The sequence below is a fragment of the Variovorax sp. OV084 genome (genome assembly GCF_900111625.1).
Classification (GTDB): Bacteria; Pseudomonadota; Gammaproteobacteria; order Burkholderiales; family Burkholderiaceae_C; genus Variovorax.
Map to the genome: position 1 here is coordinate 466,329 of NZ_FOII01000004.1, position 20,819 is coordinate 487,147.

General features: G+C 68.1%; 21 protein-coding genes. 7 read left to right on the forward strand and 14 right to left on the reverse strand.

Going from position 1 to position 20,819, the window contains the following annotated elements; all coding sequences use genetic code 11:
- Window positions 1-12: 12 nt before the first annotated feature.
- The 4 genes from BMW87_RS14820 to BMW87_RS14835 all read left to right on the forward strand — a co-directional run bounded on the left by BMW87_RS14820 (window position 13) and on the right by BMW87_RS14835 (window position 4,831).
- A complete protein-coding gene (locus BMW87_RS14820) occupies window positions 13-942 on the forward strand; it encodes a type VI immunity family protein (protein WP_093077095.1) in 930 nt (309 codons plus the stop codon).
- Window positions 943-962: 20 nt separating this feature from the next.
- Window positions 963-2,207 (forward strand): TIGR02270 family protein, encoded by a 1,245-nt coding sequence (locus BMW87_RS14825; RefSeq protein WP_256216774.1) that lies wholly within the window; start codon window positions 963-965, stop codon window positions 2,205-2,207.
- 88 nt (window positions 2,208-2,295) lie between these two features.
- Window positions 2,296-3,987 (forward strand): type VI secretion system-associated FHA domain protein TagH, encoded by a 1,692-nt coding sequence (gene tagH / locus BMW87_RS14830; protein WP_093077096.1) that lies wholly within the window; start codon window positions 2,296-2,298, stop codon window positions 3,985-3,987.
- Window positions 3,988-4,027: 40 nt separating this feature from the next.
- Window positions 4,028-4,831, forward strand: coding sequence for a PP2C family protein-serine/threonine phosphatase (locus BMW87_RS14835; protein WP_093077098.1), 804 nt, complete (start codon window positions 4,028-4,030; stop codon window positions 4,829-4,831).
- 93 nt (window positions 4,832-4,924) lie between these two features.
- Here the strand turns inward: BMW87_RS14835 and BMW87_RS14840 are convergent, their stop codons facing one another.
- From BMW87_RS14840 to tssA, 5 genes are all read right to left on the reverse strand, one after another.
- Window positions 4,925-5,425: a peptidoglycan-binding domain-containing protein gene (locus BMW87_RS14840; RefSeq protein ID WP_093077099.1), complete on the reverse strand. Its 501-nt coding sequence runs from the start codon at window positions 5,423-5,425 to the stop codon at window positions 4,925-4,927.
- Window positions 5,426-5,510: 85 nt separating this feature from the next.
- Window positions 5,511-5,990 carry an Hcp family type VI secretion system effector gene (locus BMW87_RS14845; RefSeq protein ID WP_093058763.1) on the reverse strand — a complete coding sequence of 160 codons (480 nt, stop codon included), beginning with the start codon at window positions 5,988-5,990 and terminating at the stop codon, window positions 5,511-5,513.
- 152 nt (window positions 5,991-6,142) lie between these two features.
- Complete coding sequence (gene tssC / locus BMW87_RS14850) at window positions 6,143-7,639, reverse strand: type VI secretion system contractile sheath large subunit (protein ID WP_093058764.1); 1,497 nt, start codon at window positions 7,637-7,639, stop codon at window positions 6,143-6,145.
- Between the two features lie 49 nt (window positions 7,640-7,688).
- Window positions 7,689-8,207, reverse strand: coding sequence for a type VI secretion system contractile sheath small subunit (gene tssB, locus BMW87_RS14855; RefSeq protein ID WP_093058765.1), 519 nt, complete (start codon window positions 8,205-8,207; stop codon window positions 7,689-7,691).
- Window positions 8,208-8,258: 51 nt separating this feature from the next.
- Window positions 8,259-9,299: a type VI secretion system protein TssA gene (tssA, locus tag BMW87_RS14860; RefSeq protein ID WP_093077101.1), complete on the reverse strand. Its 1,041-nt coding sequence runs from the start codon at window positions 9,297-9,299 to the stop codon at window positions 8,259-8,261.
- 71 nt (window positions 9,300-9,370) lie between these two features.
- Here tssA and tssJ point away from each other — a divergent pair, with 71 nt between their 5' ends.
- The gene (tssJ, locus tag BMW87_RS14865; protein WP_093058767.1) at window positions 9,371-9,883 is read left to right on the forward strand and encodes a type VI secretion system lipoprotein TssJ; all 513 of its coding nucleotides are present in this window, start codon (window positions 9,371-9,373) and stop codon (window positions 9,881-9,883) included.
- Window positions 9,884-9,909: 26 nt separating this feature from the next.
- Here tssJ and BMW87_RS14870 read toward each other — a convergent pair whose 3' ends face one another.
- Window positions 9,910-11,031, reverse strand: coding sequence for a type VI secretion system protein (locus BMW87_RS14870; RefSeq protein ID WP_093077103.1), 1,122 nt, complete (start codon window positions 11,029-11,031; stop codon window positions 9,910-9,912).
- Entirely contained in the window at window positions 11,028-12,362 is a 1,335-nt protein-coding gene (locus BMW87_RS14875; RefSeq protein WP_093077104.1) for a DotU family type IV/VI secretion system protein, read from the reverse strand. Before BMW87_RS14875 ends, BMW87_RS14870 begins: the two co-directional genes overlap by 4 nt.
- Before the next feature lie 243 nt (window positions 12,363-12,605).
- Here BMW87_RS14875 and BMW87_RS14880 point away from each other — a divergent pair, with 243 nt between their 5' ends.
- Window positions 12,606-13,304 carry a response regulator transcription factor gene (locus BMW87_RS14880; protein ID WP_093077106.1) on the forward strand — a complete coding sequence of 233 codons (699 nt, stop codon included), beginning with the start codon at window positions 12,606-12,608 and terminating at the stop codon, window positions 13,302-13,304.
- Here the strand turns inward: BMW87_RS14880 and BMW87_RS14885 are convergent.
- Genes BMW87_RS14885 through BMW87_RS14915 form a run of 7 tightly spaced genes read right to left on the reverse strand, consistent with a single transcriptional unit; the run spans window position 13,301 to window position 19,073 of the window.
- The gene (locus BMW87_RS14885; protein ID WP_093077107.1) at window positions 13,301-14,599 is read right to left on the reverse strand and encodes an MSMEG_0569 family flavin-dependent oxidoreductase; all 1,299 of its coding nucleotides are present in this window, start codon (window positions 14,597-14,599) and stop codon (window positions 13,301-13,303) included. The two genes, BMW87_RS14880 and BMW87_RS14885, sit on opposite strands and share 4 nt — an antisense overlap.
- 32 nt (window positions 14,600-14,631) lie before the next feature.
- Window positions 14,632-14,916, reverse strand: a complete 285-nt coding sequence (locus tag BMW87_RS14890; protein WP_093077109.1) for an MSMEG_0570 family nitrogen starvation response protein — start codon at window positions 14,914-14,916, stop codon at window positions 14,632-14,634.
- On the reverse strand, window positions 14,907-15,917 hold the full coding sequence (locus BMW87_RS14895; protein ID WP_093077110.1) for a sll0787 family AIR synthase-like protein: 1,011 nt from the start codon (window positions 15,915-15,917) through the stop codon (window positions 14,907-14,909). Before BMW87_RS14895 ends, BMW87_RS14890 begins: the two co-directional genes overlap by 10 nt.
- The gene (locus tag BMW87_RS14900; protein WP_093058773.1) at window positions 15,914-16,486 is read right to left on the reverse strand and encodes an MSMEG_0567/Sll0786 family nitrogen starvation N-acetyltransferase; all 573 of its coding nucleotides are present in this window, start codon (window positions 16,484-16,486) and stop codon (window positions 15,914-15,916) included. The genes BMW87_RS14895 and BMW87_RS14900 overlap by 4 nt, the downstream gene beginning before the upstream one ends.
- 2 nt (window positions 16,487-16,488) lie before the next feature.
- The gene (locus tag BMW87_RS14905; RefSeq protein ID WP_093077186.1) at window positions 16,489-17,559 is read right to left on the reverse strand and encodes an MSMEG_0568 family radical SAM protein; all 1,071 of its coding nucleotides are present in this window, start codon (window positions 17,557-17,559) and stop codon (window positions 16,489-16,491) included.
- A complete protein-coding gene (locus tag BMW87_RS14910; RefSeq protein ID WP_093077112.1) occupies window positions 17,522-18,577 on the reverse strand; it encodes a Nit6803 family nitrilase in 1,056 nt (351 codons plus the stop codon). The genes BMW87_RS14905 and BMW87_RS14910 overlap by 38 nt, the downstream gene beginning before the upstream one ends.
- 13 nt (window positions 18,578-18,590) lie before the next feature.
- Window positions 18,591-19,073, reverse strand: a complete 483-nt coding sequence (locus tag BMW87_RS14915; protein WP_093058775.1) for an MSMEG_0572/Sll0783 family nitrogen starvation response protein — start codon at window positions 19,071-19,073, stop codon at window positions 18,591-18,593.
- 354 nt (window positions 19,074-19,427) lie between these two features.
- Here BMW87_RS14915 and BMW87_RS14920 point away from each other — a divergent pair, with 354 nt between their 5' ends.
- The gene (locus BMW87_RS14920) at window positions 19,428-20,819 is read left to right on the forward strand and encodes an aminotransferase-like domain-containing protein (protein WP_093077113.1); all 1,392 of its coding nucleotides are present in this window, start codon (window positions 19,428-19,430) and stop codon (window positions 20,817-20,819) included.

Below are 20,819 nucleotides of genomic sequence, written 5' to 3' on the forward strand. Positions count from 1 at the left end.
GGCCATGAAGCCATGACAGCTTACGAACACATCGCTATTGACCTGACCGACGGCAACGCCAACGTGCTGCTGCGCAGCGGCATCGTGGCAATCTTCTTCCTCGAAGATGCGCATGCGGCCCATGCCGGTCTAGTGAAGTTGGCCATGCAGGGCTTTGCGACGCGTTTCATGACCGTCGGCCCGATCTACTATCCGGACGACGATGTCTTTGGCGAGGTTGACATTGAAGAAGTTGCGGCTCTGCTCGAGGCGCACGTCGTGCATCCCGCGCAGCCTCCCAAGTTTGCGCTGCTCGACAGTGCGATACACGCGCCGCGCTTCTCGGCCGCGTACTGCGGCATGGATCGCGAACATCTTGCGGAACTCGACTGGCCTCAGGCGGTGTGCGGGCTGCGTTTCACGTTTTCGCTCGAAGCCATGGACGAGAACGGCCTGTCTGACATTTGCGACTTCGCAGCCCAGTGCGCACGCGCATTGCCTATCACTAGTGGCTACGTGGCGCCGGCTTTCATCTGGCGCGAAGGCATCGATGAGGACGTGGCGATGAAGGCCGTCGCCCGGCTGTGTCGACGCTATCGCTGCATGGACATCCCGGCGCTACTGGTCGATTGCTTTGAAACCGGCACCGGTGTGAAGGGTGTGTATTGGTGCAATTTTCTGGGGCCGAAGGCGATCGCGCTTGCAGGCGGCGAGGCGCGGCTGGTCACGGCCCTGGCTGACACTGATGTGCGCGTGGAGCGCATCGGTGACGAGCGACTGCAGGTGACGCTCGGTTCGCTGCCGATCTTCGGCGACGTGAATCGCCGCCAGGATCTGAGCCTGTACCAGTGGGTCTTCGGCCTGCTAGAGGCCGGGCTCCACCCGCGAACCGTGCCATACATGGATTTCGACGAAGAGTCCATGCAAGCGTGGATAGGTCGTTTTGCCGGGGGCGCGTCGTGAATACTGTGGCGAACACGACGTTGGAGCACGTATTGGAGGAACACGCCGACGAAGCCTCCTTCCTCTGGCTCCAACGCGCCAGCGCAGTCCACGCCCCCAACTACTCGCCCCAGCAGTTCGCCGACCTCGACGAGCGCCTCGCCGCCCACATCGACGGCCTGCGCGTTGCCGGCGATGAAGGCTGGCAGCATGCACTGGCGATCACCGACAACGAAGGCCCCGAAGACTTCTTCGTCGCCGCCGTGCTCGCCGTCGAGGCGGCAGATGGCCGCTTCGATGATCTGGTCGAGCGCGCCAAGGACCTGCCCGAGGTCGTGCCCGGCCTGATCTCCGCGCTGGGCTGGGTCGAGCCGAAGTATCTTGGCGGCCGTGTCAGGGCCTTGCTCGAGGACGCCTCGCCATTGCGGCAGAAGCTCGGCGTGGCAGCCTGCGCGCTGCATCGGCGCGACGTGGGCCCGCTGCTCGGGCAGCTGCTTGCGGGCGCTCCAGACAGCGTCCGCATCCGCGCGCTGCGTGCAGCCGGCGAACTGGGCCATGCCGACCTGTTGCCGCAGGCCCAATCGCTGCTCGGCGAGGCCAAGCCCGAGCTGCGCTTCTGGGCCGCGTGGGCGGCGGTGCTGCTCGGCGACCGGGCGCAGGCGCTGGACGTGCTTGCGGCCTTTGCGCTGAAGAGCGGGCCGCGCCAGCCGCGCGCGTTCCAGCTCGCGTTGCAGGCGATGGAGCTGGCACCGGGCCACGCGCTGCTGCTCGACAGCGCCGCGCTGCCCGAGGCGCAGCGCCTGCGCATCATCGGCTCGGGCTTCATTGGCGACGCGCGCTATGTGCCGTGGCTCATCGAGCAGATGGCGCAGCCGGCCACGGCACGCATCGCGGCCGAGGCCTTCGTCACCATCACGGGCGTGGACTTCAACCTCGCGCAGATGGAAGTTCCGCCGCCCGACGGCTTCGAGGATGGGCCGACCGACGACCCCGACGACGACAACGTCGAGCTGCCCGAGGACATCGCCTTGCCCTGGCCCGACATCGACAAGATCCGTGCGTGGTGGCAGCAGAACGGTGCACGCTTTGCCCCTGGTGTGCGGCTCTTCATGGGGCAGCCGGTCTCGCCCGACAGCTGTACGGGTGTGCTGCGTGAGGGCTTCCAGCGTCAGCGCGTGGCAGCGGCGCTGCATCTGGCGCTGCTCGACGCGCGCGCACCGCTGTTCGCAACCAGCGCGCCGGCATGGCGGCAGCAGCGCTGGCTTGGCGATGGCATACCTCTTTAGGCGAGATTGCCAACATGCCCCACGGAATGAATACTCCTTGCGAGTTTGTTCGGGCGCATTCAGGCACAGAGCCTTCGGGGGCCGATTCATGATCCATATCGCTGTCATCACCCGGCAAGGCGCTCCGGCGGGGCAGGCCATTGCCGCGGACTTCGGACCCAATGGCGGGACCATCGGCCGGGCCGACACCAACACGCTGGTGCTGGACGACCCGGACCGCACGGTCTCGCGCGTGCATGCGCAGGTGCTGTGCCGTGACGGGCAGTACTTCGTCATCGATCGGGGCAGTAACCCGATGCAGTGCAACGGCGTGTCGCTGGGCTCGGGCAAGGAGGCCGCGCTGACCGATGGCGCGCGGCTGGTGGTGGGCAGCTTCGAGCTCACGGTGCGCGTGACGGCCGCCGCGCCGCCGTCGCTGGCCATCCCGAACACGGTGCTTGGAGGGGCTGCCATGGCCGCGCCATCCGCACCTTCGAGCGACGACCCCTTTGCCGACCTGCTGGCGGGCCTCGCGCCGCCGGCCGCACCAGCGGCAGCGCCCGCCCCAACCCCTGCCACGGCACTGCCTGATTCGCTGCTGTTCCCCGACCCGATGGAAAGCGGCTCGCGCAACGTGCAAGCCGCGCAGATCGATCCTTTCGCGAACCTGCTGGGGCCCACGCCGTCGTCGACGCCGGCGGCCGGTCTTGGCGCGCTCGACGATTTCTCCGACCTCGGCGCGCCGCCCGCGCACGGCAAGGCCGCGGGCATCGACGAGCTGTTCGGCGGCATGGGCAATAGTGGCGGCGGCATCGGCGGCGATCCGCTTGCGCTGTCGCCGCTGGCCGATCCGCTGCTGCAGCCCAATACCGCTTCCGAAGCCGATCCGCTGGCCGCGCTGCAGCACGCGGCGCCGCGTACGCCCACGCCGCGCTCCGACCACCTGCCGATCGACCAGTTCGGCTTCACGCCGCCGAAGGCCATCGAGCCGCCACCACCGCCGCCACCGTCTGCACCGCCTCCAGTGGCTGCGCCGGTGCCCGTGCAACCGCTGGCGCAGTTCGACGACATCACCGGCCAGCCGATACGCATCAGCGGGCCCGAGAGTTCCGGCAGGCCCGCCGAGTCGCTGCCGCCGCCCATCGACATCGCGCCTGCGCCACCAGCCAGGCGCACCGCGGCAACGCCTCCGCCAGAGCGCATCGCCACCGATGACGAGCTGCTCGCCGCCTTCCTGCGCGGCCTGGCCAGCACGCACCAGCCGCCCGAGATGCTCACGCCGGGCCTGATGGAGCGCATCGGCTCGATGCTGCGCAGCGCCACCGAGGGCACGCTGCAGCTGCTGCTCACGCGCCAGGAGTTCAAGCGCGAGGTGCGCGCCGAGGTCACGATGATCGCGGCGCAGGCCAACAACCCGCTGAAGTTCTCGCCCACGGTCGAGGTGGCGTTGGCCCATCTGCTGGGGCCCGGCGTGCGTGGCTTCATGCCGCCCGAGGCCGCGATGCGCGATGCCTTCAACGACCTGCGCGCGCATCAATTCGGCGTGATGGTGGGCATGCGCGCGGCGCTGGCCCATGTCATCGGGCGCTTCGAGCCGGCGGAGCTGGAGAAGAAGATCAGCGCGAAGTCGGCGCTCGACGCGCTCTTCAGCGCCAACCGCAAGGCCAAGCTCTGGGACCAGTTCGTGTCGCTCTATGGCGGCATCGCGAGCGAGGCGGAGGACGACTTCCACAGCCTCTTCGGCAAGGCCTTCCTCGAGGCTTACGAAGAGCAGATGGCACGCCTGAAGTCCGACGCCTGAAAAGAATCAAAACAACCCCAGCACCCGCGAGGCACCCCGCTTGGAAATCGAAATCGTCACGCTCTCCCGGCAGGGAGGCCGCACCTACAACGAGGACGTGCACGGCCATTGGCACGACGAGCGCTATGTCGCCTGCCTGGTGGCCGACGGCGCGGGCGGCCACGGCGGGGGCGACGTGGCGGCGGCCACTGCGCGCGGCAGCATGCTCGGCGGCTTCTCGGCCGCGCCAGGGCTCGACGAGGCCACGCTGCGCCGGCTGGTGGAGCAGGCCAACCTCGACGTGGTGGCGCGCCAGGCCGAGGGCGGCAAGCTCGCGGGCATGCGCTCGACCATCGTGTTCGCGGCCATCGACCTCGAAAGCCAGGCTCTGGCGTGGGTGCACAGCGGCGACAGCCGGGCCTACCTGTTCCGCGGCGGCGCCATCGTGGCGCGCACCACCGATCACAGCCTGGTGCAGCAGATGGTGGCTGGCGGCATGCTCGACGAAGAGGGCGCGCGGCTGCATCCGCAGCGCAACATGCTGCTGTCGGCGCTGGGCTCGGTCGAGGAGGCGCCCGACATCGCGGTGTCGGACCGCATGCGCCTCTTGCCCGGCGACGTGCTGCTGCTGTGCAGCGACGGCGTGTGGGAGCCGCTGGGCGACGAGTGCCTGATAGACACGCTGCATGCCTCCCGCACACCCAGCCAGTGGACCGAGCTGATCGACGCGCAGGTCAAGGCGAATGCCAAGCCGGGGTACGACAACTACACGGCGCTCACGCTGTGGGTGATCGAGGACGACGAGGACGACGCGACGCGGCTCATGCCCGAAATCGCCGCCTCGACTGACACGACGAACCCTTGAGCGCTTCCGCTCGAGCGAAGGCGGCGCAGCCAGCCCCAAAAGAAAAACGCCCGTCCATCGGACGGGCGCCAGGCTGGCGGTCGCTGGGGCCGTTCAGCTGTACTTCTTGGCCGTCTTCTTGACCTTCTTCAACGCGCTGCGCAGCAACAGGGGCATGTCTTCCCGGTTCGGCAGGTTGGTGTAGTTGTCGATGCCCTGCTCCTTGCAGCAGTTGGCACAGGCGTTGTTGAGCAGGTCGAGCGCGTAGCGTGTCTTGCTGATCGTGCTGGACGCACCGGGCTCCCGGAACGGATCGAAGATGCCGTCCGGCAGGACCTTGTATCCGAGCGCTATCACCTGCGTCTGGAAGTGCGTGATGTGCTTCTGCGTGATCTGCCCGTAGTAGCCGTCCACGACGATCACCTCTGTCTGGCCGGGAGGTGGGTTCAGATCGTGGTTGAAGCCGAGCAGCTCGTAGTAGAAGATCTTGAACAGCGCCTGCACGAGCATCACGTCTTCACGTGTGTTGGAGCCGATCCGGCCGACCGACCAGTCGGTGTTGTAGGTCGTGAGCAGCGCGCCGCTGCTGCCGATGGTTGGGGTGCTGAATGCCATTGCATTGCTCCGGTGCGGTGAGGACGCATGGAAACCGCACCGGGCACTGGCGCGCCCGATGCCGTGCCCGGCGGTCCGTCGCCCGTCAGCGGGTCTCGGTGGTTGCCACGTTCCAGCCGAACTTGACTTCGCCGCCGCCGGCGCCCTTGTCGTCCTGGGCCTTGTAGGCGAACTCGATGTCCTTGAACGAGCACATCACCTGTTCGTACACGTCGCCGCCCTGCGCGCCGCCGGGGCTCACGGCAGAGATGAAGACTTCCTTCATCGTGACCTTCAGGTACTCCTGCTGGCCTTCGCCGGCCTTGCGGCAGGTCAGGACCATGTCCTTGAAGTGCTTGCCGCTCACGCAGTTCTTGGCCAGCACCGGGGAGGCCTTGTCGTAGGTGTGCGTGAAGTGGAATTCACCGGGCGTGGCCTTGCCCTTGCCCGAGCCGCCGCCAGAGCCTGCGCCCGACGAGTTGGCCACGTTCCAGGACCACGACGAAATCTCGATCTCGTCCTTGTGGTCCTTGTGGGAAGACTCGCCCTTGACGCCGTCGAGCTTGATGTGAAAGTCAGATGACATGTTCCTACTCCTTGGAACCCGATTGCGTTCGGGCGGTTGATGATCGAAACGAGAAAAATGGCTGCCGGCGGTGGGAGGTAAGTTCCGATGCCCGGCAGCTACTCATAGAACGAAACGGAACCGGGAATTCAAGAAGAATCCCCAGATTTTTTTCAGCCGGCACCCTTGGCCGTCGGCAGCTTGGACACCAGGCGCAAAGAAACCGTGAGGCCTTCGAGCTGGTAGTGCGGGCGCAGGAAGAACTTGGACGTGTAGTAGCCCGGGTTGCCTTCCACTTCCTCGACGACCACTTCGGCGGCCGCCAGGGGCTTCTGCGACTTGGTGATTTCCGACGAGTTGGCCGGGTCGCCGTCCACGTAATTCATGATCCATTTGTTCAGCCAGCGCTGCATGTCCTCGCGCTCCTTGAAGCTGCCGACCTTGTCGCGCACGATGCACTTGAGGTAGTGCGCAAAGCGGTTGCAGGCAAAGAGGTAGGGCAGGCGCGCCGCCAGGTTGGCGTTGGCCGTGGCGTCCGGGTCGTCGTACTCGGCCGGCTTGTTGAGCGACTGGGCGCCGATGAAAGCGGCAAAGTCGGAGTTCTTGCGGTGGATCATCGACAGCAGGCCGGCCTTCGAGAGCTCGGCCTCGCGCCGGTCGCTGATGGCGATCTCGGTCGGGCATTTCTGGTCCACGCCGCCGTCGTCGCTCGGGAAGGTGTGCAGCGGCAGGTTCTCCACCGCGCCGCCCGACTCGATGCCGCGGATGCGCGAACCCCAGCCGTACAGCTTGTACGAACGGTTGATGTTGGTCGCCATCGCGTAGGCCGCATTGGCCCAGGCGTACTTGCTGTGGTCGGCGCCGGCGGTGTCTTCCTCGAAATCGAACTCTTCCACCGGGTTGGTGTTGGCACCGTAGGGCGTGCGCGCCAGGAAGCGCGGCATGCACATGCCGAGGTACTTGGAGTCGTCCGACTCGCGCAGGCTGCGCCAGCCGGCGTACTCGGGCGTGAGGAAGATCTTGGTCAGGTCGCGCGGGTTGGCGAGCTCCTGCCACGACTCCATCTGCATCAGGTTGGGGCTGGCGCCGGTGATGAAGGGGGCATGCGCCGACGCGGCGATCTTGGCCATTTCGCCGAGCAGTTCCACGTCGGGCGGGCTCTGGTCGAAGTGGTAGTCGCCCACCAGCGCGCCGAAGGGCTCGCCGCCGAACTGGCCGTACTCCTGCTCGTAGATCTTCTTGAACATCGGGCTCTGGTCCCAGGCCGCGCCCTTGAACTTCTTCAGGCTCTTGGCCAGATCCGTCTTGGAGATGTCCATCACGCGGATCTTCAGGTTCTCGTCGGTCTCGGTGTTGTTCACCATGTAGTGCAGGCCGCGCCACGCACTCTCGAGCTTCTGGTATTCGGGGTGGTGGATGATCTTGTTCACCTGGTCGGTGAGCTTGGCGTCGATCGCGGCGATCATGGCCTGGATCGACTTGGTCACGTCCTTGCCGATGACGGTGCTGTTGGCCAGCGCCTGCTGCGCCAGCGTGAGCACCGCGGCTTCGACGGCGCTCTTGGCTTCGTCGCTGCGCGGCTTGAATTCCTTTTGCAGCAGCGACGAAAAGTCGCTGCCCGCGTACGCGACATCTTTCAGCGCGCTCTGTTCGAGTGCTTCGGTGGCCATGGTGGTTTACTCCTCGTGATCCTGTGTGGCGGTCGGATGGGTGTCGTCGTCAGGCGGCGGGTGTGCCGCCGGCGTCTTCGGGCTTCTTGCTCGCGGCCAGCGTCTGCAGCAGGGCCGGGTCTTCGAGCACCTTGGCCAGCAGGTCTTCGGCGCCGCCCTTGCCGTCCATGTAGGTGACGAGGTTCGACAGCTGCGTGCGCGCTTCGAGCAGCTTGTTCAGCGCACCCACCTTGCGCGCCACGGCGGCTGGCGAAAAGTCTTCCATGTTCTCGAAGGTGAGCTCCACCTTCAGGTCGCCCTCGCCGGTGAGCGAGTTCTCTACCGCGAAGGCCGCGCGCGGCTTCATGGCCTTCATGCGCGAGTCGAAGTTGTCGACGTCGATCTCCAGGAACTTGCGATCGGCCACCGGCGCGAGCGGGTCTGCCGGCTTGCCCGAGAGGTCTGCCAGCACGCCCATCACGAAGGGCAGCTGCACCTTTTTCTCTGCCCCGTAGAGCTCCACGTCGTATTCGATCTGGACCCGGGGCGCCCGGTTGCGGGCGATGAATTTCTGACTGCTCTTGGCCATGGAGATGCTCCTTGCGGGTGTGAATGGGGGCGGGTGTGGGGTGGTGCTGGCTTACTCGGACGGGCGGCGGCCCGTGACCGTTTCGATGGTGTCCATTGCGTTCGGCGCGAGGTTGGCCATGATTTCGAGAAAGCTCACGCCGATGAGCTTCTTGGCGCGCTCGATCAGAAGCGGCGCGGGGTTGCCCGGCTCGGCCTGCTCGAGGTAGCGGATCACGCGGTCGAGCATCTGCACCGCGTCCTGCCGGTTCTGGATCTCGCCGCGTGCGGCGGCGGGGCGGGCGGCCGCGCTGCCGTTCGCCTGTGCATCGGCGGCCGTGTCGCCGGAGGCATCCGAAGCGGCATCGGCCGGCGCGCCGCTGGCGGCGGCACAGGCCTTCTGCAGCACGCGGGCGATGGTGCGCAGCGGTTCGAGGTCGACGGCATCGGCGCGGCCGGTGTGATTGGCGACGAGTTTCTTCAGCTGCTCAACCAGTGCGGGCACGCCGAGTGCGGCCTGGATCGCCTCGGGCCGCTCGGCCTGGATGGCTTCGAGCCCGCCATGCACCTGCGCTGCGGAGTACGTGGCCTCGCCACCGACGGCGGTGAGCGTGTTGTGGGCAATGGCAATGTCGCGCACGCGGATCGGGCCCACGCCGCGTGCGATGCCGATCTGCGCCTCGTACAGGTCGCGCAGGCCCATGCTCTCGTCGGTCAGCGGCGCGAGCGCGTTCAGGCGCATCGTCGGATCGTTGTCGTCGTCGGCATCCAGCTTTGGATGTATGCCTTCCCAGAAGGTGTCGAGCAATCCGTTGAGTAGGCCCAGCCCGGCGGCGAAGCCTTCCACGCCCTGCATGCGGGTGGACGCGCGCAGCAGCAGCACCGCGGCGCGCACGTCCTTGCTGCGGCGCAGGATGCCGTCGGCCCGTTCGCCCACTTCGCGCCACTCGGGTTCGACCGCGGGGATCACGGTGTCGCCGAACTGCTGCTCGGGCTTGCCCTGCGCGGCCGAGACCAGCGTCATGAAGTCCGCGTCGTACTCGAGATCGTCGCCGCACGGCGAGGCCTCGCCGATGGGCGCGAGCAGTGTGGCTGCGAGTTCGTTGGTCAGCATGTTGCCTGTTGGAGTTCGCTGGTGATAATCAAAGATGCGTCTTGACCGGTCAATGCAACGAAGGGAATAGCATGCGCACGCTGGGTACACACCATTCGTCCTATGAAGGCCTCCTTGGCGCGGCAACGCGGCGCCGCATCGCAGCTCTTGGCCTTGCTGCAGCGGGTCTTTTCATCGCGGGCTGCGCGAGCAAACCGGTGGTCACCACGGTGGCCGTGACCCTCACGGCCGGCGCCGATGCCAACCCCGATGCGCGTGGACGGGCCTCGCCGCTCACCGTGCGCGTGTATGCATTGAAGTCGCCTGGCCCGTTCGAGGGTGCCGACTTCTTCTCGCTGTTCGAGAAAGACCAGGCCACGCTCGGCGCTGAACTCGTGCAGCGCGAAGAAGTGCTGCTGCGGCCCGGCGAGACGAAGAAGCTCGACTTCAACCTGCCGCCCGATGCGAAGTCCATCGGCGTGATGGCGGCGTTCCGCGATCTCGACCGAGCGCGCTGGCGCGAAGTGCGCCCGGTCACCACGGGCAAGGCGCAGGCACTCGACGTGAACTTCGGCGCACGCGCGATCCGTGTCGACGCGAAGTAGTCGCCGCACCTTGCCCCGGGGGCGGCTCATGACGGCCGCCCTGGCCGCACCAGCGGTTGGTCGGCAGGCAGGAAGTGCTCGAACAGATCGTTCACGAAGGCCCCGCCGGTTGAGTCCGATGCGGCTGCCGTGAGGTAGAGCCCGCGCCAGCGCGGCGCGCGCGAGGATTTGCCGTGGTTCTCGAACAGCACCTGCGCGAACTGGCGCAGGCCGGGCTGCAGCGCGCGCACGGCCTCCACGAATTCGTGAATGGCGAGCCGGCCCGCGGCGCCGGGCTGCTCGCGCAGCAGCGCCATGCGCAGCGCGTGCAGGTGCTTCGCGATGGGCTCGAACACGGTATCCAGCCGCTCGCCGGCCGGTGTCTCGATGAAGGGCGAGGCATCGGTCAGCCGATGCCCCAGCACCTGCGCCAGCACTTCAGGCGGCAGCGCACCGCGCAGGGCCGCATAGCCCGTGAGTTGTTCGAGCCCGGTCACGACGAGGTAGGTGGGCAGTTGCAGGCGCAGGGTGTCGCTGGTTTCGTCGAGCAGGCGGCGCGCCCGTGCGGCCAGCGACTTCAGCTCCGTGGCATCGGCATGCAGCAGCTCGTCCGCCGCCACGCCTACCACCAGGCCGTTGAGAGGCAGCCGGTCGCGCCGCTCGGCCAGCGCGAGCAGCGACTGCAGCCACAGGCCGCGCAGCGGCGGCGTACCGGCCGTGTCGCCGAGCGCGCCCGGATGGATCTCTATGGCCACCGTCGCGCCTGTCAGCCACCAGTGCCACCACGTTGCGCCGAAGGGTTCGCCGCCACCTCCGCTCGCAGGTTCAGGCGGGGGCACGCGGTCGGCGCGCGCCGTCGCGAACAGGCCGGCCAGGTTGGCCGCAGCGTCGCCGAAGCACAGGAACCACGGCGCGGGCACCACGGCTTTCGGCCGTGGCGAGCGGCGCAGGGCTTGCTGCGCCTGCGTCATGCCGTCCCTCAGGGCGTCGATGGCAGCCTCGTCGGCGCCGGTGGATGGCGCGCCGAGCGCCGCGATGCGCTTCTGCAGCCCACGCCTGCGCGCACCTCGGCCCGCATCGCGCACCACCGCGTACAGCAGGCCGAAGCCGAGCAGGCACAGCGCCAGCAGCAGCCAGAAGCGATGGGTGGGTGAGAGCAGGGCGTTCATCGGGAAACGGTCTCGAGGAAGACGAAGTCGGCGATCAGCCGCTCGCTGCTCTTGCCGGCCGCAAGCGCTTCGCGCAGCCGCAGCAGGTAGGCGGAGGCCAGCTCGTAGGGCGGACGGTCGGAGGTTTCGCTGAATGGCGTCGGTGACGACAGCACGGTGACCAGCACGTTGCCGAAGGGCGGGCTCACCAGCCAGCTCGACGGAATGTCTCGGCCCAGCTCCAGCGTTTCGCCGGCGTGCAGCCGCGTGGGCACCTGCCCGGCATTGAGGTGCATGACCGAGCCGTCGACCGTGTAGTAGTCGACCCAGATGTAGCTGTCGTGGCGCGGCGCGACCACTTGCACGCGCACGTTGTCGCCCTCGCGCAGCTGGCCTTCGCGGGCCGAGAGCGCGGTCACGTCCAGCCCGTAGACCTTCTCGTTGTTGCGCATCTGGTAGGGCTTGAGGATGGCGAACACCTCGCAGTGCGGCCATACGCGCAGGCCGATGTCGAAGCGCGGCGCCTTCACGCCGGGCAGCGCGCTCACTTCATGCTCCACGCGCGGCAGGTCGCCCGGCAGCGAGACGAAGCCGGTCACTTGCGTGCGGCCGTCGCGGTCGACGGTGGCCGTGAGGTCGGCGCAGGCAAAAGTCTGCAGGTGCTGCTCGACGCGTTGGCTCAGGCCGGTGGCGGCCGCGGGCGGACCGGTGGACCACAGCCACAGCAGGTAGAGCAGGGGCAGCGCCAGTGCCAGCGCGGCGCTGCTCAGCAGCAGCGTGCGGTCGCGCCGGCGCGTGTCGTTGGGGCCGCGCGGGTCGGGCACCTCGTAGGGTTGCGGCGTGATGCGGTCCTGCACCAGGCTGCCGGTCGACAGCGGGCGCAGCAGCAGCTGGCTGCCGTGCAGGTCTTTCAGCTTGCCCAGCTCGCCCTGGTCGCCGTCCTCGAAGTAGTACTGGCCCTTGAAGCCGAGCGCCAGCGCATGCCAGTACACCTCGCGCACCGCGTCGTCCCGCGCGCCCAGGGCCGACAGGTGGTGGAAGAACTCGCTGTGCGCGTTGTTGGAGTTGAAGAGCTGCACCTGCAGCGGGGCCGCCGCGCCTGCCGCCAAGGTGGCCTCGGGGTGGCGCGCGAGGATTTCGTCGATCCAGGCCACCATTGCGAAAGCCGCCGATTCGATCTGCCCCGCGGGCGTGCCCGAGGCCTCGGCGGCGGCGCGGGCCGCATCGAGCCGCTGGCGGGCCTGCTGCTGTGCAGCATCGTGCGCCAGCATGGGTGAGCCGGCCGCGATCGATGCGTCCAGTGCGAGGCCGAACGAGATGAAGCTGGAGAAGCAGTCTAGAAGGCGGGCCATGGGCGGGCCCGCTCAGCCATGCGTTGCGAAGGATGCCCGGCGCCAGAGTCTGCTGCGATGGCACATGCCCATGTCCCCGGTTCCTTCGAGTAGGCGTTCATTCTTCCAAAGGGGGCGCGGCGGGCGCCATATCGCTTGGGGTCTATGCCGTTGGTGGGGCGGGCGGCCTTGCTGCGCGGGGCATTCGCCGGTATCTTCAGCGTCTGCAAGTGCACTGCACGCTGGGACACGGGGAAAGACATCATGAAAATCCTGATCGCCGACGACCACCGGCTCGTCATCGAGGCGGTCAAAGCCAAGTTGTCGGAGCTGGAGCCTGGCATCGAATTCGTTCTGACGATGAGCGTCGACGAATTGCTTGCCGGAGCCACCGACGACCTCGACCTGGCCCTGATCGACCTCAACATGCCAGGCGCCGACGGCCAGGCCCACATCGACGAAATCCGCCGCCGCCATCCGGCCGTGCCGGTGATCGTGCTGTCGGGCTACGAAGACCCGGCCATCATGCGCAGCGCGCTCGAGCGCGGCGTGCTGGGCTTCATACCCAAGGCTTACTCACCCGAGGTCATGCTCTCGGCCGTGCGGCTGGTGCTGGCCGGCGGTGTGTACGTGCCGCCGATGATGCTGACGGCGCTGCCGCCGGGCATCGTGGCCGGCGTGGCGCCGCAGGCGGCCACCGAGGCGCTGACGCGCGGCGCAGGCGGCGGCAATGGCGGCACCCAGACGCTGGAGCACCTGCGCAACGTGCTCACCGAGCGCCAGGTCGAGGTGCTGCAGCTGCTGTCGCAGGGCAAGCCCAACAAGCTGATCGGGCGCAGCCTGGGCATCAGCGAAGGCACCGTGAAGATCCACCTGGCAGCCATCTTTCGCGCGCTCAATGTGCGCAACCGCACAGAGGCGGTGGTGGCTGCGCAGGCGCTGACCGAGGCGCAGCAGGCCTAGGCTGCGCGCAATTCGGGCGCCGGGGTACCGGTACTGCCGCGCAATCCCTCTTTTCTCTGCGCAATGGCTTCCGACAGGAATTCCGCATCGCGCGCCACGCCCGAGAAGCGCCCCGAACCCCAGGTGTGCAGCCAAGGCAGCCCGAGAAAGTACAGCCCTGGTTCGTTCGTCACGCCGCGCAGGTGCACCGGTGCGCCGCGCCCGTTGAACACCGGCGCATCGACCCATGCGAAATCCGGCGAGAAGCCGATGCACCACACCACGCTGGTGATGCCCGCCGCCGCAAGATCGAGCCGCGTGCGTTCTTCCTGCGGCTCCCACAACGGCGTGTAGACCGAAGGCGGCGGTGCCTCGATGCCCTGCGCGGCGATGTGCTTGTCGATCGATGCGTTGATGCGGTTGTAGGTGCCGTCGGCCTGGTCGAGGTTGTCGCGCAGGTTGGGCTGCAGCTCGAAGGCGCCGTTGTCGAAGCCGCTCAGCAGGCCATACAGCTCCATGCCTTCGAGCGCAAAGCGCCGCAGGTCGATGTCGCGCCCGCCGTCGCGGCCGGTCACGTAGTGGTTGGTGTTGTCGCGCACGCCTTCGCGCAGCGGATGCTCGGTGACGGGCATGTCGTAGTACTTCATGTCGGCAAGCCAGTCGACCACCTCGCGGCCACGGTAGAAGCGCGCGCAGCGCGGGGCGTTGCCGGTGGCCAGGTGCACCTTGCGGCCGGCCAGGTGCAGGTCTTCGGCGATCTGCGCGCCCGACTGGCCGCAGCCCACCACCAGCACCGCGCCCTCGGGCAGCTGCGCCGGGTTGCGGTACTGCGCCGAGTGGAACTGCGCCACGCTTGCAGGCAGCTTCTCGGCCAGGCGCGGCACGATGGGGCGGTGGTAGCCGCCGGAGGCCACCACCACCTGGTCGGCGGTGTAGAGGCCGGCGTCGGTCTGCACGCTGAAGCGCTCGCGTTCGCCGTCACGCGATACGCGTTCGACAGTCACGCCTTCGATGGCCGGCGCCTTCACATGCTCGACGAAGCCTGCGAGCCATTCGTTGATCTGGTCCTTGACCATGAAGCCGTGCGGATCGCTGCCGATGTAGCCCCAGCCCGGCAGCTGGCACTGCCAGTTGGGCGTGACGAGGCAGAACGAATCCCAGCGCTGCGTGCGCCAGGTGTGCACGAGGCTGCGCTTCTCGATCACGAGGTGGTCGATGCCGCGCTGCTGCAGGCAATGGCTCAGCGACAGGCCGGCCTGGCCGCCGCCGACGATGACGACGCTGTAGTGGCTGCGTCCGCCGTAGGGGTGTGACATGGGTTTCTTTCTCTCTCTGGATGTGGGGACAGTCAGTCGAAGGCGACGACGGTGACCTGGGCCTCTGCGGTTTCGCTGAAGCGCGTGGCGATGTGTTCGATCTCGGCGAGCTGGTCCATGGCCTGCGAGCAGGCGAAGCCGTACTTCGCGCGAACCCGCTCGGAGGCCATGCCCAATGCCTCGCGCGTGCGCCGCATGAAGTCGGCCAGGGCGTAGCGCTCGCCGGGCGCAAGGTAGTCGCGCACCACGCTGGAAGGCGAGTAGCAGCGGGTTTCGCTGGCATCGGGCCAGCGCACGCGGAAGTGCATCACAGGCATGCGGAGGGCTCCAGCAGGGCGGAGGGCGGCTGGATGAAGGCGTCGCTGCCGAAGTCCCACAGCAGCGCTTCCTCGCCTTCGGCGCGCAGCCGTACCTGCCGAGTGGCATCGACCTCGCCGATCACACCGCAGGCGATGTCGCGCGCGGCAAAGCGCGCCATCACCGAGGCCACCTGCGCGGGTGCCACGCTGAGCACGAAGCCGTAGCTCGGAAACGTCGACAGCCAGCGCAGCAGCGGCACGCTATCGGGCCTTGGCAGCGCGTCGAGATCGATGCGCGCGCCAACGCCAGAGCACTCGAGCAGCATCATGGCCGTGCCCACTGCACCGGCCATGCTGATGTCCTTGGCGGCGCCGCACAGGCCGTCTTCGGCGATGGCTGGCAGCAGCTCCAGGTCGGCACGCAGCCGCACGGCGGGCGCGCGGGTCGAGGCGTTCCAGTACGGAAAGGGCTCTTCGTAGGCGCCGCGCAGGTCGGCGGTCATCACCAGCAGATGCCCCGGCTTCGCGTCGAAGCTGGTCAGCAGCCGGCGCGCGTGGCCGAGGATGGCGACTGCCAACTGCGGCCGCTCGCTGCGGTTGTTGCTGTGCCCGCCCACGATGGGCACGCCGTAGCGCACGGCGGCCTCGGCCATGCCGCGCAGCACGTCGTCGGCGGGGCTCATGCCGCTGCTCCAAAGCGCATCGACTACAGCGGTGGGGCGTCCGCCCATGGCGTAGATGTCGCTCACGTTGACCATCACGCCGCAGTAGCCCGCGAACCACGGCATGCGCACGATGAAGTCTTCCACCAGCCCTTCGATGGCGAACAGCAGGTAGCCGCCATGGCCGTCGGGGATGGCCGCGCAATCGTCGCCGATGGGCACGGCCTGCGCGAGCGCGGCATGGCCGCCGGGCAGCGAGCGGCCCAGCGCCGACACCACGTCGCTGATGTCGCGCTTGTGGGCGAAGCCGCGCGTGGCGCGCAAGGCCTCTGCAATCTCGTGGACCTTCGTCGTCATGCCAGCACCTTCGCGCGCGTGACGAAGCCGCTCACGGGGTCGTGGCATGGCGGATAGCGGCCGAGGTCGGCCTGCATGCGCGCATGCGGGCGGCCGTGCACGCTCGTTTCTTCGAGCACCGTCCAGCCGAGCTTGTTGAACAGCGGCACGTTCTGCATCTGCACCTGCGCGAGAAAGGTCTCGCAACCCAGCGCGTTGGCGCGCGACACCGCCAGCCGTATCAACGTCGCACCCAGGTGCCCCTGGCTGCGGAACGCGGGGTGCACGGCCAGCCGCGAGCCCCACCATTCGCCTTCGGCTTCACCGCGATGGATTCGCACAGTGCCCACCACCTGCTCGGGCATGCCGCCGTTGCACGACATGGCCACCAGCAAGCGCGCATGGTCGTCGATGGCATCGCGGTCGTCGCGCACGAAGATGCCCTGCTCTATGCAGAACACCGCGCGGCGCAGCGCCATGGCCTCGTCGCGCTCCCACTGCTGCGCGGCTTCGCGCACCAGGTATTCGACGGGCGCGTAGTGGTCGCCCATCCGTTCGCGCATCTCGCAGAGGTCGTCGATGCACAGCATGCTCAGCTTTCGTAGACGGAGAGCGACGAGCACGCGCCGCATTTGCCGCATCCGGCCTTGATGTCGGCCGAGCGCAGGCCCGCCGCTACCACGCGTTCGCCCAGCGGCGCGAGCAGCGACTTCATGAACTCGGGCGAGGGTGCGGGGTGGTCTTCGAGCGGCGTGCCGCTGATCGGCACGAAGGGCACGACGAAGGGGTACACGCCGCGCGCCAGCAGCTGGTCGCAGGTGTCGAGGATCGCTTCTCGCGTGTCGCCCAGCCCGGCCAGGATGTAGGTGCTGACCTGCCCGCGCCCGAACACGCCCACGGCCGCTTCGAAGGCGCTCATGTAGCGTGAGACGGGCACGCTGGCCTTGCCCGGCATGATGCGTTCGCGCACCTCGGGCGTGACCACTTCGAGGTGCATGCCCAGCGTGTCGATGCCCGCGGCCTTCATGCGGTGGAACCACTGGTCGTCGTCAGGCGGCTCGCACTGGCCCTGGATGGGAATGTCGACCGCGGCCTTGATGGCGAAGGCGCTCTCGCACAGCACGGCCGCGCCGCGGTCGGTGGCGTTGGGCGTGCCGGTGGTCATCACCATGTGCTTCACGCTGTCGAGCAGCACGGCGGCGCGCGCCACCTCGGCAAGCTGCTCGGGCGTCTTGCGCGCGACGGTGCGACCGGCCGCGAGCGACTGGCCGATCGCGCAGAACTTGCAGCTTTTCTTGCGGCTTTCGTAGCGGATGCAGGTCTGCAGCACGGTGGTGGCGAGCACGTCGCTGCCGTGCAGCGTGGCGATGTGCGAGTAGGGCACGCCGTCGAAGGTCTGCATCGCGTAGAAGCGCGGCTGCTTCGGAAAGCTGATGCTCGCAATGGGAATGCTGCCGCGCATCACGCGGCTCATGCCGGTGGCGTCGGGCGCCTCGGCGGTGAAGGGCGAGTGCCAGGCGGTGGAGGTGTGGACCGGCACCATGATCGTGTGGCCGTCGACCGTCACGGCCTTGTGGTCCGAAGGGCCCGCGCCGCCGCGGCGGCTCGAGACGCCGGCCGAAGGGTCAACCAGCCGCAACCCGAAGGACTGGAGCTCGGTCATCAGCTGCCGGCTGTCCTGGGGCTGCATCGTCGTGGGTGTTGTCGTCATGGTCGGGGCTCCGTTGGGCGAAAGGTTGCGTGAGGTGCATGGGCACGGTGGTCTGCGCCGGCCGGTCGTTGATGGCGAGCGACAGCAGCTCGGGCCGCGCGTAGTGGCCGACCGAATCCATCATTCGCTTGCGCTTGGCGATCAGCGCCATGTCGAGGTCGGCAACCACCATGCCTTCGCCCTCGGTGAGCGGCGGTGCGAGGTGCTTGCCCTCGGGCGAGACGATGGCCGTGTGGCAGCCGCCGCGCAGCGCCTTCTGCAGGTTGGCGTCGGGCGTCACGCTGCGGATCTGCTCGTCGGTGAGCCAGCCGGTGGCGTTGACCACGAAGCAGCCTGACTCCAGCGCGTGGTGGCGGATGGTCACTTCCATCTGCTCCGCGAAGATCGGGCCGACCAGCGAGCCGGGAAACTGCGCGCAGTGGATCTGCTCGTGCTGCGCCATCAGCGCGTAGCGTGCGAGCGGGTTGTAGTGCTCCCAGCAGGCCAGTGCGCCGACGCGGCCCACGGCCGTGTCGACCACCTTGAGGCCGGCGCCGTCGCCCATGCCCCAGACCATGCGCTCGTGATAAGTGGGCGTGATCTTGCGGCGCTTGAGCACCAGAGTGCCGTCGGCGTCGAACACCAGCTGCGTGTTGTAGAGGCTGCCGTGGTCGCGCTCGTTCACGCCGAGCACCACCACCATGCCGCGCGCACGGGCCCGCTCGGCCACCGCCTGCGTGACGGGGCCGGGCACGACCACCGCGCGCTCCACCAGCTGCAGGTGCGGCGCGCCCTGCAGCACCGGCGGCAGCACGAAGCTGAAGTAGGGGTAGTAGGGCACGAAGGTCTCGGGGAAGACCGCGATCTGCGCGCCCTTCGATGCGGCCTCGTCGATGGCGCTGCACACCCGGTCGAGCGTGCCGTCGGGCCGCTCGAAGTCGGGCGCGATCTGGATCGCCGCTGCGCGCACGATGCGGGAGGTGGAAGCCATCGCTCGTGCTGCCTTACAGCGTCCAGGTGTCGATGACCACGGCGTTCGCCTTCTTGTGCAGCAGCACGAGGTCGAGCACGTCGAGCGGGTTGATCGGCGTGATGCCCTCGATCAGCGCGCCTTCGCCATGGCCGTACAGCGCCTGAAGCGCGAAGCGGCAGGCATACACCTTGCCGCCCTCTTCCATGAACTTGGCGAGCTGCTTGTTGAAGTTCTGGTGGCCCGGAAAGGCTTCGTCGCCCAGCGTGGGAAAGCCGCGCTGCACGCCCAGCGTCACGCCGGGGCCGTACAGCAGGACGGAAGTCTCGAAGCCCTTGCGACGCAGCCGCGTGGCCTGCAGCAGGTTCACGAAGCCGATCGAACCCTCGAAGGCCACGGTGTGGAAGGTGACGAGCGCCTTCTGGCCGGGTTCGGCCTTGACGTCTTCGAACACCTTCTCTTCGTAGTCGACGAGGAACTCGCCTTTTTCGTTGCGGGGGCGGGTGACTTTGGGCATGAGGTACTCCGGTTGGGTGATGGGTACGCAGGTGTTGCGTGCCTTTCCCTTCGCAGGCGATGTGCCAGCGGTTTGCCGGGTTCATGCGATCAATGCGCGATCAACGTGCAGCAGTGCGGGCTGCGTGCACGCAAAAATTTTTCCGGTACCCGAAAACGCCGCCTCGGGGTGGGCCTGCGCGGCCTGTTCTGCACCGCGACGACGCACATGCCATGCGATCAATGCACCCGATCAATGGGGTTGATCGCACCTGATCGAAGCATTCATCCCCTCTGGCGCGGGCGCGGATCCTGCATGTTGATCGGTGGCCAGATGCAATCAATGAATGCAATCAACTTCGCCGGACCATCACCGATGACCACGATCACCGCCCACTGGCGCAAGCAGCTGCGCAACACCGCCCGGCCGGCCTACCTGCTGCTGGCCGACCTGATCGCCGACGACATCAAGACCGGCCGGCTCGGCGTGCGCGACCGCCTGCCCACGCTGCGCGAGCTGGCCGCCGACCTGGAGCTGAACTACACGACGGTGGCGCGCGGCTACGCCGAGGCGCGCAAGCGCGGGCTGATCGACTCGCGCGCCGGCACCGGCACCTTCATCCGCTCGGGCAGCCCGAGCCTGCGGCTGCGCGGCGGCAGCGGCGCCGAGATGACGATGAACATGCCGCCCGAGCCCGACGACGAGCACCTGATGGCGCGGCTGCACGACAGCGCCAGCCGCGCCTTCGCGCAGGTCGATTTCCACGACCTGCTGCGCTACCAGGACTTCGGCGGCACCGCGCACGACCGCGCCGCCGCAATGCACTGGCTGCGGCCCTTCGTGCCCGACGCGAGCGTCGACCGCATCCTGGTGTGCCCCGGCATCCACGGCGTGCTGACCGCGCTGTTCTCGCAGCTGGCGCGGCCGGGCGAGCTGATCTGCGTGGAAACGCTCACCTACCCGGGCGTGAAGGCCATCGCCGCGCAGCTCGGCGTACAGCTGCACGCGCTGCAGATGGACGACGACGGCCCCATCGCCGATGCCTTCGAGCACGCCTGCAAGACGCTCAAGCCCAAGGCGCTGTACTGCAACCCCACGCTGCTGAACCCTACGGCCGCCACCGTGTCGCGCGCACGGCGCGAGGCGCTGGCCGACGTGGCGCTGCGCTATGCGGTGCCGATCATCGAGGACGACGCCTACGGCATGCTGCCGCGCCAGACGCCCGCGTCGCTGGCCACGCTGGCGCCGGGGCTCACGTACTACGTGAGCGGTTTCTCCAAATGCTTCGGCGCGGGGCTGCGCAGCGCGTACGTGTGCTCGCCGACCGTGGTGCAGTCGCAGCGGCTGGCGGGCGCGATGCGCGCCACCACGGTGATGGCCTCGCCGATCACCAATGCGCTGACCACGCTGTGGGTGGAAGACGGCACGGCCGAAGAGATGCTTCAGGCGGTGCGCGCGGAGTCGGTGGCGCGGCAACTGCTGGCCACGCGCTACCTGGGCGACAGCGGCCTGCAGGCGCACCCCGAGGGCTTTCATGCGTGGTTGCCGCTCACGCCGGGGTGGAGCCCGGTGGAGTTCGCGTCGTACCTGCGCACGCAGAACGTGGGCGTGGTGGCGAGCGCGGCCTTTTCCACCGATGGTGACCCGCCCGATGCGGTGCGCATCTGCCTGGGCGGGCCGATGTCGCGCGAGCAGTGCGATCAGGCGCTGCGGTTGATTGCGGACACGCTGGCGCATCCGCTGCATCCGCACGCAACGCTGCGCTGA